10 protein-coding genes are annotated in these 11,685 nt (G+C 61.3%); 3 read left to right on the forward strand and 7 right to left on the reverse strand.

The features are described from left to right. Positions 1–23: 23 nt before the first annotated feature. Positions 24–1,322 carry an alpha/beta fold hydrolase gene (locus GR198_RS22955; protein ID WP_164069627.1) on the forward strand — a complete coding sequence of 433 codons (1,299 nt, stop codon included), beginning with the start codon at positions 24–26 and terminating at the stop codon, positions 1,320–1,322. A 29-nt stretch (positions 1,323–1,351) separates the two neighbouring features. On the opposite strand, the gene GR198_RS22960 is transcribed toward GR198_RS22955, so the two are convergent. Further along, positions 1,352–2,056 (reverse strand): GntR family transcriptional regulator, encoded by a 705-nt coding sequence (locus GR198_RS22960; RefSeq protein ID WP_130740709.1) that lies wholly within the window; start codon positions 2,054–2,056, stop codon positions 1,352–1,354. A gap of 150 nt (positions 2,057–2,206) precedes the next feature. Here GR198_RS22960 and GR198_RS22965 point away from each other — a divergent pair, with 150 nt between their 5' ends. Next, the gene (locus GR198_RS22965; protein WP_164069628.1) at positions 2,207–3,118 is read left to right on the forward strand and encodes a dihydrodipicolinate synthase family protein; all 912 of its coding nucleotides are present in this window, start codon (positions 2,207–2,209) and stop codon (positions 3,116–3,118) included. A gap of 49 nt (positions 3,119–3,167) precedes the next feature. Here the strand turns inward: GR198_RS22965 and GR198_RS22970 are convergent, their stop codons facing one another. The 5 genes from GR198_RS22970 to GR198_RS22990 form a co-directional block, all read right to left on the reverse strand. After that, positions 3,168–4,268 (reverse strand): ABC transporter ATP-binding protein, encoded by a 1,101-nt coding sequence (locus GR198_RS22970; RefSeq protein ID WP_164069629.1) that lies wholly within the window; start codon positions 4,266–4,268, stop codon positions 3,168–3,170. 8 nt (positions 4,269–4,276) lie between these two features. Further along, positions 4,277–6,220, reverse strand: a complete 1,944-nt coding sequence (locus tag GR198_RS22975) for a glycoside hydrolase family 127 protein (RefSeq protein ID WP_164069630.1) — start codon at positions 6,218–6,220, stop codon at positions 4,277–4,279. A 27-nt stretch (positions 6,221–6,247) separates the two neighbouring features. Continuing rightward, positions 6,248–7,117, reverse strand: a complete 870-nt coding sequence (locus GR198_RS22980; RefSeq protein WP_029873476.1) for a carbohydrate ABC transporter permease — start codon at positions 7,115–7,117, stop codon at positions 6,248–6,250. After that, positions 7,117–8,040 carry a carbohydrate ABC transporter permease gene (locus GR198_RS22985; protein ID WP_017992498.1) on the reverse strand — a complete coding sequence of 308 codons (924 nt, stop codon included), beginning with the start codon at positions 8,038–8,040 and terminating at the stop codon, positions 7,117–7,119. Before GR198_RS22985 ends, GR198_RS22980 begins: the two co-directional genes overlap by 1 nt. Positions 8,041–8,125: 85 nt before the next feature. Then, the gene (locus GR198_RS22990; RefSeq protein ID WP_028743180.1) at positions 8,126–9,373 is read right to left on the reverse strand and encodes an ABC transporter substrate-binding protein; all 1,248 of its coding nucleotides are present in this window, start codon (positions 9,371–9,373) and stop codon (positions 8,126–8,128) included. A gap of 179 nt (positions 9,374–9,552) precedes the next feature. Between GR198_RS22990 and GR198_RS22995 the strand changes: the two genes are divergently transcribed. Continuing rightward, positions 9,553–10,569 carry a LacI family DNA-binding transcriptional regulator gene (locus tag GR198_RS22995; protein WP_029873477.1) on the forward strand — a complete coding sequence of 339 codons (1,017 nt, stop codon included), beginning with the start codon at positions 9,553–9,555 and terminating at the stop codon, positions 10,567–10,569. 47 nt (positions 10,570–10,616) lie between these two features. Here GR198_RS22995 and GR198_RS23000 read toward each other — a convergent pair whose 3' ends face one another. Further along, complete coding sequence (locus GR198_RS23000; protein ID WP_164027228.1) at positions 10,617–11,675, reverse strand: LacI family DNA-binding transcriptional regulator; 1,059 nt, start codon at positions 11,673–11,675, stop codon at positions 10,617–10,619. Between the last annotated feature and the right edge of the window lie 10 nt (positions 11,676–11,685).

The raw sequence follows: 11,685 nt of genomic DNA on the forward strand, positions 1-11,685 counted from the left end.
GACATGAAAATGAGGAGATAGCGATGGCGGTCGAATACATCATACCGGGCATGCTGATACGCGATCATATGGTCGACGCTCCCCTGGATTGGTCGAAGCCGGAGGGGGAGACGATCCGGATTTTTGCACGTGAAGTGTGCGATCCCGCCCGCCGCCGCGAAACACTGCCATTGCTGGCTTTCCTTCAAGGCGGTCCTGGCGGAAAATCGCCGCGGCTTAGCAACGGCGGGCCGCCATGGCTTGCCGAAGCCCTGAAGACGCACCGCGTTATCCTGATCGACCAGCGCGGCACCGGGCGCAGCAGCCGGATCGAAAGTGCGATGATGGAGCGTTTTGTGGACGGCAGGGCCGCAGCCGACTATCTCACCCTCTTTCGTGCCGACAGCATCGTTGCCGATTGCGAACATCTGAGGAAAACCGTCTTCGGCGGCGTGCGCTGGCAGACGCTGGGCCAGAGCTATGGCGGCTTCCTGACACTCACCTATCTCTCGAAGGCGCCGGAGGGACTTTCCGCTTGTTATGTCACCGGCGGCCTTGCCGGCCTTGGGGCGACGGCCGATGATGTCTATCGGCGCACCTACCCGCGCGTTACCGAAAAGAACGCCGCCTATTACCGCAGCTACCCCGGGGATGCCGAGCGCATCGGCCGGATCGCCGACTATATCGAGACCAATGAGGTGCGGTTGCCCGATGGCGATCGCCTCTCCGTTCGCCGCTTTCAGACTATCGGCATCGATTTCGGTATGGCGCCGGGTTACGAGAACATCCATTGGTTGGTCGATGAGGCTTTCTCCGGTCCCAATGAAGACCGTCTCTCCGATCGCTTCCTCGCGTCGGTGATGTCGCTCACCTCCTATGACGACAATCCGCTCTTTGCCGTTCTGCAGGAAAGCATCTATGGCCAGGCCGGGACTCCGACTGCCTGGGCGGCCGAACGCATCCGCGCCGAGCATCCGGCCTTTGCCGGCGACCGGCGGCCGCTGCTGTTGACGGGGGAGATGATGTATCCCTGGATGTTCGAGGAAATTCGCTCGCTTAGTGCCTTCAGGGCGGGTGTCGAGGCGCTGGCCACGCATGAGCGCTACGCCCCGCTCTATGCCCCGGCACGTCTCGCGGCAAACGAAGTGCCGGTCGCCGCCGTCATCTATCATGACGACATGTATGTCGATGCCGGGCTGTCGCTCGAAACGGCGCGCCATGTCGCCAACGTGCAGGCATGGGTGACCAACGAATTCGAGCACGACGGTGTTCGCCAATCGGCGGCTGTCCTGCGCCGGCTGATGACCTTGGTCAAGGAGCAGGGCGGCCCCCTCGCCTGCTGAGGCTCGAATGGTTCATTGCTCTCGTCGCGTCAGGACATGCTGATTGCCACCGGCCGGTCCAGATCGCGGGCGATATATTCCTGGATCTGGCGAACGATCTGCCCGGCGTGGGCGATCGCCAGGCGGTCGGCCCGCTCGACGTCACCGGCCTCGATCGCGGCGATGATCTCCTCGTGTTCGTCGACATACTGGCGCGGCAGACGGTCGTCGAATGTCGAGTAGTAAAGGCGCAGGATGCGGCGGCCCTCGTCGAGCAGCCTGGCGAAGAAGGCCGTGTAATAGGAATTGCCGGCAAGTTCGGCAATCGCGACGTGAAATTCGCGGTTCGCCTCGATCATCGCATAGGCATCGCGCGCGGCAACGGCATCGGCGAAGTCCTTCTGATGCCGGCGAACGGTCTTCATGATCTCGCCGTTGCGCCGTTGCGCCGCGCCGCGGGTCGTCACCCGGTACATCAGCGTCAGCGCTTCGAAATAGGTGGGCAGGCTTGCGAAATCGATTGTCGCGACGATCGTATTCCTGTTCGGCAGCGTCGTGACCAACCCGTCGGCGGCGAGCCGCAACAGCGCCTCGCGAATGGGAGTCCGCGACATGCGGAAACGCTCCGACAGCCGCACCTCGTCGAGCGGACTGCCGGGTTCCAGCGCCATCGACAGGATTTCCTGCCTGAGCGTCACATAGACGCTCTGCGTGCCAGAGCCGCGCACCCGCACATTTTCCGCGTCGTTCCGCATCCGTCTGCCCTCTTTCGTTAGAGCCTTGTATTTCGTTTCGGCCGATTCTCGCAATGTCGGGTCTTCGGGCCTTCAAATTTGTAAAATCCCATCATTGAATCTTGTCGACAGTTTGTATATAAGGCAACCAGTTTCAACGAGGCTCGATCGATGACCACAGGATGGAAGGGCGTATTTCCCGCCGTAACGACGCAGTTCAACGAAGATCTTTCCGTTGATTTGCCCTCGACCCAGCGTGTCCAGGACGCGCTTGTAAACGATGGCGTCAACGGACTGATCGTCATGGGCACATGCGGCGAGAACAATTCGCTGGACCCCGAGGAGAAGCGCACGATCTTGAAAGCTGCCGTCGAGGTCGTCAATGGCCGCGTTCCCGTGGTCACCGGCGTTTCCGAATTCGACACGCGCCGCGCCGTCGCCTATGCCCGCGACGCCGAAAAGCTCGGCGCTGACGGCCTGATGCTGCTGCCGGCCATGGTTTATGTACCGAAGCCCGAAGAGCTGATTGCACATTTCCGCACCGTCGCCGAAGCGACCTCACTGCCGATCATGCTGTACAACAACCCGCCGGCGTACCGCGTCAATATCGGCGCAGATGTGCTGAGGGTGCTTGCCGACGTGCCAAACATCAAGGCGGTCAAGGAAAGTGCGCCGGATCCGCGCCGCTTCACCGATCTCATCAATGAATTCGGCGATCGTTTCGATATCTTCGCAGGTCTCGACGACGTAGCGCTTGAAGGCCTGATGCTCGGAGCCAAGGGCTGGGTCTCGGGCCTGACCAGCGCCTTCCCGGAGGAATCCGTGCAGCTCGTTGCCGCCGCCGAACGCGGCGACTGGGAAGAGGCCCGCAAGATCTATCGCTGGTTCATGCCGCTTCTGCACCTCGATGCTGAACACGATCTCGTGCAGTCGATTAAACTTGCCGAGCAGATCATGGGCCGCGGCTCCGAGCGCGTTCGCATGCCGCGCCTGCCGCTTTCGGGCGCCCGACGCGCCGAAGTCACCGCCATGGTCGAGAAGGCCGCCGCCACGCGTCCTTCGAAAATCCGTCAGGCTGCCTAATCAACGAGGCCGGCGACCCTGCGGTTGCCGGCCTTTCCGTGTTTGCGGTTCAGGCAAGCGCCAGCGACCGGCCGCTCGCCGGATCGAACAGATGCATCTGGTTCATGTTGAACGAGAGCGGCATCGTCGACATTGGCCGGGGGCCGCTCTCGGGATCGATGCAGGCGCAAAGGCTTGCCTCGCCGATGCCGAAATAAACCATGGTCTCCGGCCCGAGTGGTTCCACAAGGTCGATCTTCGCTTCGATGTCGGCATAACCAGAACGGGCCTGGCGCTCGGTGATCGATTCCGGCCTGATCCCGAACACGACTGATTTACCGGCATGGCTGGCATAGTCGCCGGCGCGCGCTTCCGGCACGGCAAGCTCGCTGCCGTCGGTCAGTTTGATGACGAGGCCCTTCTCTCCTGATCGCAGCGTCGCGGACAGGAAATTCATCGAAGGCGAGCCGATGAAACCGGCGACGAACTGGCTGACGGGACGATGATAGAGCGCCTGCGGTGGCCCCGCCTGCTCGATGATGCCGCCATTCATCACCACGACACGATCCGCCATGGTCATCGCCTCGACCTGGTCATGGGTGACGTAGACGGTCGTCGTCGGCAACAGCTGGTGCAGCCGCTTGATCTCCGTGCGCATCTGCACGCGAAGCTTGGCATCGAGGTTGGACAACGGCTCGTCGAAGAGAAAGACTTTCGGGTTCCGCACGATCGCGCGTCCCATCGCGACGCGCTGACGCTGGCCGCCCGAAAGCTGGCCCGGGCGCCGGCCGAGCAGCTCGCTGATATGCAGGGTTTCCGCCGCCCTGATGATACGCGCGTCTATCTCGCTCTTGGCGAGCTTCTGCTGCTCCAGGCAGAACGAAATATTCTCCCGCACCGTCATGTGCGGATAGAGCGCGTAGTTCTGAAAGACCATGGCGATATCGCGTTTGCCCGGGCCGAGCCGGTTGACGACCTGGTCGCCGATCACGATCTCACCGCCGGTAATGTGTTCGAGACCCGCAATCATGCGCAATGTCGTCGATTTTCCGCATCCCGACGGGCCTACGAAAACGACGAATTCATTGTCTTCGATGTCAAGGCTGATGCCGCGCACAGCCTCGTAGATGCCATAGGATTTGACGATGCTCTTCAGTTCCAGCCGTGCCATGGTTTCTCCTAGACCTCCTGCAACCAGATCGCCATCGCTCCGGGCTCGCGATTGGCCCAGAGGTGATAGGGGATCGCCGTGAAGGGCCGCTCCTTCAGCGAGGGAGGCGCGGTGCGATAGAGCGCATTCTGCCAATCGGCTATATCGGCTTCGAGCGCAGTGCCTTCGAGGACAGTCGCTCCGCCGAGAAGCGCGGCATCGTAGCGGGCGGAAATTTCCTCAGATGCCGGCAGGCGGAGCCGCTGCGGCTCGCCGCCAAGGTCCGTCTCCTCTATGCAATAGACGACGGGGCCGCGCCGCAGCGCGACGCGTCCGCCGTCTTCGGAGACGGCAGGATGCGCGTAGATGCGCTCGACAGGCATCGACAGGCCAATGCGGACCTCGTCGCCATTCCGCCATTCCCTTGATATTGCCGCATAACCCTTCGTCACGCATTGATCGAGATCGACGGCAACGCCGTTGACCGAGATCTGCGCCTGCCTGCACCATCCGGGGATGCGAAGACGAAGCTGAAACCGGCTTGGCCGCTCGAGGGCGAACCGCAGGCTGATGTCGCCGTCCCAGGGATATTGCGTCTCCTGGATCAGGCGCACGAAGCTGTCGCCGACTGTCAGCTCGGCGGAATTGGTGCCGTAGAGATGGACGGCGAGCTCATGATCATCAGTCGAATAGAAATATTGGCCGAGCGACGTGATGAAACGGGCAATGTTGGTCGGGCAGCAGGGGCAGTAATGCCATTTCCAGCGACGGTGCTGCCCGTGGCTTTCAAGGACGTTCTCATAAAAATAATGTTCGCCGTCGCGCGAGATGCCGGACAGCGCGCCGTTGTAGAGCACCGTTTCCAGTCTGTCGGTGAACTTGCTGTCGAGATCGCCCTGCGCCATGCGATGGCTCCAGAAGCCGAGCGCGACGGCTGCGCATGTCTCGGCATAGGCCGTCTCGTTCGGCAGGTCGAATTCCCGGGTGAACCCTTCATTGGATGCCGATGGGCCAAGGCCGCCGGTCACGTAGAGCTGGCGGCCGACCAGATTGTCGAAAAGCCGGTCGCAGGCCTCCTTCAATGTCGGATCGTCGTTCTCACGGGAGAGATCCGCCATCGCAGAAAACAGGTACATGGCGCGAACCGCGTGGCCGACGACCTGGTGCTGGTCGCGCACCGGCATATGGGCCTGGCTATAGGCATAGGTCTTGTAGACGTAATCATCAGGGCTCTCGCCGCGCTTGCGAGCCTCCTCATCGTAATATGAGGGCATCCGGCCACGTTCGTCGACGAAATAGGTCGCAAGCTTCAGATGCCGCGGATCGCGCGTCACGCGGTAGAGCTTGACCAGCGCCAGCTCGATTTCCTCGTGGGCATCGTAACCCCTAAGCTTTCCGGGCTCCGCACCGAAGGTAGCGATGATATGGTCGACGGCGCGGATCATCACGTCGAGGAAGCGACGCTTTCCCGTCGCCTCGTAGTAGGCGACGGCCCCTTCCAGCAAATGGCCCATCGAATACATCTCGTGCAGGTCGCGCAGATTGGTCCAGCGCCTGTCCGGCTCGCGGCGAATGAACCAGCTGTTGAGGTAGCCATCCGCCATCTGCCCTTTTTCGAGCTTTACGACGATATCATCGATCTTCGCTTCGAGCGCACCATTCGGGTGAGCCTTCAGCGTGTAACTTGCGGCCTCGATCCATTTGCCGAAATCGGAATCGAAGAAATGCTGCATCGACAGTCCGCTCGGCTGGATCGGCCGCACCAGCGGCCTGGCCGGCTTGTCAAAATCGAGCACCTCGAGGAAGCCCTCCTCTTCCAGCCGCTTGTGCTGTGTCGGGATGGTGACGTTGCGAACCGTCTCCGTCCAGCTTTGCCAGAAACCGCCATGGAATACGACACTGGAATGGTCGGCGGGCCTGTATCGCTGCCGTCCCGCAGCGCGTGCCGGTTGAAAACGAGGTGAGCTGGTCATGAGGACTCCTGAGCGGGACGAGCGCTGTTACTTCACGGCGCCGGCCGTCAGGCCGCGCACGTAATATCGTTGCAAGAGAAGGAAAAGCAGGATGCATGGGACCATGGTCACGGCTATGCCGGCCTGAAGCGCGCCCCAGTCGATGATGCCATAGATGCCCGACGAAACATTCACCAGCATGATCGGCAGCGTGAACTTGTTCTGATCGGACAGAAAGATGAGGGCAGCGAGGAATTCATTCCAGGAATTCAGGAAGGCGAACATCGCAACGGTGGCGACACCGGGAAGCGCGATCGGCAGCATGATCCGGCGCAGGATCGTCGCCTGCGACGCGCCATCTATCCGCGCCGCTTCGATCAGCGCCTTCGGCACCGCGTCGAAGGCGTTGCGCATCATGAACACGGAAAAAGGAAGCTGGAAGGTCACGTAGATCAGCACCAGGCCGAGAAGATTGTTCTGCAGCCGGAAGACTTTCAGGATCAGGAAAAGTGGCGTCAGGATCGACTGGAACGGGATCATCATCGTCGCCATGATCAGCACGAAGAGCAGCGACTGGCCGGGAAAGCGGAATTTCGAAAAGCCGTATCCCGCCGGCACCGCGACCAGCACCGTCAGGAGCACCGTTCCGGCGGCGATCAGCACCGAATTGCCGGCATAGACGTACCAGCCGGCGCCGACATGTTCGAGACGGCGGTAATTTTCAAGCGAGAAGGCTTTCGAGAAGAGCGCTGCCGGATCGGCAAGTGCTGCGGCCGCCGGCTTGAAGGAATTGGCGAAGGACCAGACGATCGGCATAACGAAGAAGACGGCAAAGACGCATGCCGTCAGAACGAAAGCGAGGTAACCGAGCCGCTCGCTCACCGGCTTCGCTGCGAGATTGTGGTTGAGCCGTTCCATCAACCCTCCTCCGGCCGCTGGCGCAGCAGGACGAACTGGATCGCGCTGATCGCCACCAGGACGACGAGCAGGGCAAAGGAGATCGCCGAGCCATAACCGAGGCGGTAGGATGAGAACGACGCGAGATAGATCGAGAACACCGCCGAGATCGTGCTGTTCTCAGGGCCGCCCTGGGTGATGATGAAGAACTGGTCGAAGGCCAGCATCGATGAGGTGACGTTGAGGACGAGCGCCAGCACCACCGAGTTTCTCATCAGAGGCAGCGTGATCCGGCGAAACCGGCTCCAGACGCTGGCGCCGTCGATCTTGGCGGCTTCGATGACGTCGTTCGATATGCTCTGAAGGCCGGTCAGGAGGATGATCATCGTGAAGCCCGCTGTTTTCCAGACGACCATCAGGATGACGACGCCGAGTGCTGGCCAGAAACTTTCGAGCGGCCTCGGCGCGCTGTCGATGATGCCCGCTCCGCGCAGCAGCTGCGCAAAGACGCCGCTATCGGGATTGAGCAGCCACATCCACAATGTCGAGGCCGCCCCGAAGCCGATGACAACAGGCATGAAATAGATCGTGCGGAAAAAGCCGGCGATCCGCAGCGGCCGGTCGACGAGCAGCGCTAAAGGAAAGGCCACCAGGAAGATCGCAGCCGTGACGAGCACGGTGTAGAGCAGCGTGAAACCCAGGGAATGCCAGAGCTGGGTGTCGCTGATCAGTTCGGCATAGTTGGAAAGGCCAATGAACTTCGTCCGGCCGAGAAGTGGCCAGTTGTAGAAGCTCATCCAGACCGTCATGACAAGCGGCACGAGGAAGAGCACGACGATGAACAGCAAGCCCGGCAGGATGAAGGCAAGACCAAGCCATCCCTTCGGCTCGGGCTCTCCGGTTGCGACTGCGCGCCTCCGGTTGCGAAGTGTCGAGGATATCACCGCAACTCCTCCTTCCGTTTGAATGTCGAGATGTGAAGGGAACGGCAGGGCATCCGTGGATACCCTGCCGAAGCCGCGGTCGGACTCAGTTCGGATTGGTGCGTTCGAGGATGCGGGTGAAGTCGGCCTGTGTCTTGGCGATCGTTCCGTCGACGTCGTCGCCGAAGATCGTGCCCTGGATCAGATTGAGGAAGGGACCGGTGCGGCTGACGAAGAGTTCATCGGACGAAAAAGTGTAGGGCGTGCGCGCCTTGGCGAGGATATCGTAGGCAACGAGATTGCGCGGGTCGAATTTCGCATAGGCTTCCGCGGCGAGGTCGGTGCGCGACGGCATCCCCGATTCCTGGGTGATATAGACCTGCTGCTCGGGCTGCATGTAGAAATTGACGAAATCGAGCGCGACTTTCTTCTTCTCTTCGCTGATGCCCTTGATGAGGGACAGCGTGTCGCCGCCGGCAAAGCTCGATGCACCACCCTTCGGCCCTGGGATCGGCGCAACGGCGAACTTCACGTCGGGATATTTGCTGGTCAGCAGATTGACGATGTAGGAACCGGTCATCAGGATGCCGACCTTGCCCGAGGCGAAGGCTTCGACGGCATTGTTGCCGTTGCCGGAACGCGAGGTCGGATGGATCGCACCGGCCTTCCACATATCGCGATAGGCAGCGATGGTTTCACGCAGCGCCGGCGTATCGACCGTGGCGCTGCGGCCGTCATCGCTCAGCACATCGGCATTGGCGGCCCAGAGATGCGGCAGGAAATCGTAGATCAGCCAGCTTCCCGAATTAGCGACGAAATAGAAGCCATAGGTCTCGTTGCCGAGCGCGGCGATCTTCTTGGCGTCGGCGGCAATCTCCTCCATCGATGCCGGCGCTTTGTTGGGGTCGAGGCCGGCCTTGGTGAAGAGATCGGTATTGTAGGCGATGATCGAGGCATCCGGCAGGGCCGGCACTCCGTAGATCTTGCCGTCATAGGTGGCAAGGCGGATGTGCGACGGGCTCATGGCGGAGGAATAAGGCAAGCCCTTCACGAAGTCGGAGATATCCTCGAGACCATCCGCCGCGGCAAAGGTCGGGAGATAGATCAGGTCGAGCACGGCGCCATCAGGAGCCGCGCTGCCGGCAATCGCCGCGCCCAGCTTCGGCACCATCTGCTCTGCCGTGATCTGGGTGACATTGACCTTGTCGGAGTGCGATGCGTTGTATTTATCGGCCAGGCCCTGAAGGACGGCGCCGGACGACGTGCGCACCCATAGGGTGATTTCTTCGGCGCTGGCGAGAGAAGAGCTTGCCAGCAGCGCAAGAGCAGTGATCGTTGTTTTCAGTCGAAGCATGCTTGTTCCCCTTTTTCTCGTTCAGGCCTCAGGCCTTCGGACGAAACCGACGTTAAATCAGAATTTTTTTGGTGTCGACAGTCTGTGTGCATAAATCTGGCGTGCGATTGATAAAACCTTTTAACAGCACGATTTTTTCTGCTAAAAGCTTTTAGCATGAATTGAAGACGAGGCGTGGTTTGAAGAATACCGGTGATCGGAGACGGACGATCTACGACGTGGCGAAGGCTGCGGGCGTCAGCATTTCGACGGCATCGAACGCGCTGAACGGCACCGGCCGGACGAATGCGGAGACGCGCGAACGGGTCCGGCGCGTGGCAGAAGAGATCGGGTTTCGGCCCAACGCACTCGCCCGTGGGTTGCTAAGCAAGCGAAGCCATGCGATCGGCATGCTGACCAACGACACCTATGGCAGACTGACGCTGCCGATGGCGGCCGGGGTGTCGGAAGTGCTCGTCGATCACGGCGTGTCCGTCTTCCTCTGCGCCACGAACAATGATCCGAGGCTCGCCCAACTGCACCTGGAGGCGCTGCTCGACAGGCAGGTCGACGGCATCATATTCACCGCGACCCGCCTCGACCTCGAGCCGCCGGTCCAGCTGTCCCGTTTGCCGATACCCGTTGTCTACGTCTTTGCCGAGGGGCCGGCCGACAGCGTCACCTTCTTTCCCGACGACGAACAGGGCGCGCGCCTCGCCGTCGACCATCTCAAGGAATTGGGCCGGTCGCGGATCCTGCACATCACCGGCCCGCGGGATTACCTGGCCGCTCGCATCCGCGCCCAATCCTATCACGACGCCTGCGGCGACGGTGCCGAAGCGATGTTCGGCGAGTGGTCGGAGGAATGGGGTCACGAAGCCGTCCAGACGGTCTTTGCCCGGCCCGGCTCAAAGCCCGACGCCATCTTCTGCGGCAGTGACGAGATCGCCCGCGGCGTCATCGACGCGTTGCGCGACCTCAATGTGGAGATTCCCACGGATGTCGCCGTGGTCGGGTTCGACAATTGGGAGGTCGTCGCACGGCAAACGCGCCCGCCGCTGACCACCATCGACATGGAGTTGAAGGAACTGGGCCATCGCGCCGGCCTGGCAATCCTTAGCCTCTCCAAGGGTGAACCGGTCCCTGCCGGCATCACCAGATTGCCGTGTCGCCTGGTCGTGCGGCAGTCTTGCGGCAGCCCACTTCAATCCGACTGAAAACGACGGCAAGCAACACAGGCAAGCCAAGCCGGCCGCCGTCGCTATTATCTGTCCGTGGAATTGCCGAAACGGGTCAGGCTGTTGCGGCTGACCAGCGACGGTATCTGGAAAATATGCTCGGAAGCGGTGCGGCCTTCTATTCTGGAAATGAGGGCCCGGGTTGCGACCTGACCGAGCTCCCTGCCCGACTGATCAATGCTTGCGAGATTGACGAGGCCGAGTGCCGCGGTCGACGAATTGTCGTATCCGATGACGGCGAGGTCTTCTGGCACGCGCACACCCATCTCCATAGCCAGGCTCAGAAGGGTGATCGCGTCGAGATCGCTCCAGCAGAACACGGCGCGCGGCCTGTCCTTCCTCGATAGGAACCTTCGCATCACCTCTTCCCGCTTTGGCGAAGCAATCGGAATTTTGCTGATCGTCGGCGAGGAGCCGAGCCCGCCACGCTGCATCGCCCTGCGAAACCCGATCTCACGCTGGCGGACGACGGAGACCGCGTGCCCCTGGCGCTCGCCAAGGCTGAGCATTTCGATGTCGCGATAGCCGCAGGCAAGAAGCGCTTCCACCGCGATCTCCGCCCCGCGCTGATCGTCGGCATTGACAGTGTCGAAGGCCGTAGCGCTGGCATCGTGGTAACCGACCGCGACGATCGGTATCTGGACGGCGAACGTTGCGAGGATCTCCGAGGGCAACCGCGGCGCAACAAGGATAAGTCCGTCCATCTTGTAGTCGATCATCGACTCGATCAACGACGTCTCCAGCTGCACGCGCGCATCGCTGACGCCGATCATCGCCTGATAGTGCGAGGGCGCCAGCACCCCGTTGACGCCGGCAATCACCTCCGGAAGGAAAGGATTGCGGATATCGATCAGGAGCACGCCGATGGTGAAACTCCGGCCACGCAGCCCTCTAGCTGCCCGCGAGGGGCGATAGGCGAGCGTCTCGATGGCATCAGTCACCCTTGCGCGCAGCGCATCACTGACGCCATAGGCGTTTCGCATCACCTTGGAAACCGCTGCGACCGATACGCCTGCGTGAGTTGCCACGGTCCGGATCGTTACGCGATCGTTTCGTTGCGGCTTTTGTTTTTCTTCGATTGACATGAAATCTCTG

The organism is Rhizobium leguminosarum (genome assembly GCF_010668065.1).
In the GTDB taxonomy this organism is placed as follows: domain Bacteria; phylum Pseudomonadota; class Alphaproteobacteria; order Rhizobiales; family Rhizobiaceae; genus Rhizobium; species Rhizobium leguminosarum_S.

Excerpts from the sequence above, each read along its gene's own strand:
- GR198_RS22955 (WP_164069627.1), top strand. The coding sequence starts at position 24 with ATGGCGGTCGAATACATCATACCGGGCATGCTGATACGCGATCATATG.
- GR198_RS22960 (WP_130740709.1), bottom strand. The coding sequence starts at position 2,056 with ATGCGGAACGACGCGGAAAATGTGCGGGTGCGCGGCTCTGGCACGCAG.
- GR198_RS22965 (WP_164069628.1), top strand. The coding sequence starts at position 2,207 with ATGACCACAGGATGGAAGGGCGTATTTCCCGCCGTAACGACGCAGTTC.
- GR198_RS22970 (WP_164069629.1), bottom strand. The coding sequence starts at position 4,268 with ATGGCACGGCTGGAACTGAAGAGCATCGTCAAATCCTATGGCATCTAC.
- GR198_RS22975 (WP_164069630.1), bottom strand. The coding sequence starts at position 6,220 with ATGACCAGCTCACCTCGTTTTCAACCGGCACGCGCTGCGGGACGGCAG.
- GR198_RS22980 (WP_029873476.1), bottom strand. The coding sequence starts at position 7,117 with ATGGAACGGCTCAACCACAATCTCGCAGCGAAGCCGGTGAGCGAGCGG.
- GR198_RS22990 (WP_028743180.1), bottom strand. The coding sequence starts at position 9,373 with ATGCTTCGACTGAAAACAACGATCACTGCTCTTGCGCTGCTGGCAAGC.
- GR198_RS23000 (WP_164027228.1), bottom strand. The coding sequence starts at position 11,675 with ATGTCAATCGAAGAAAAACAAAAGCCGCAACGAAACGATCGCGTAACG.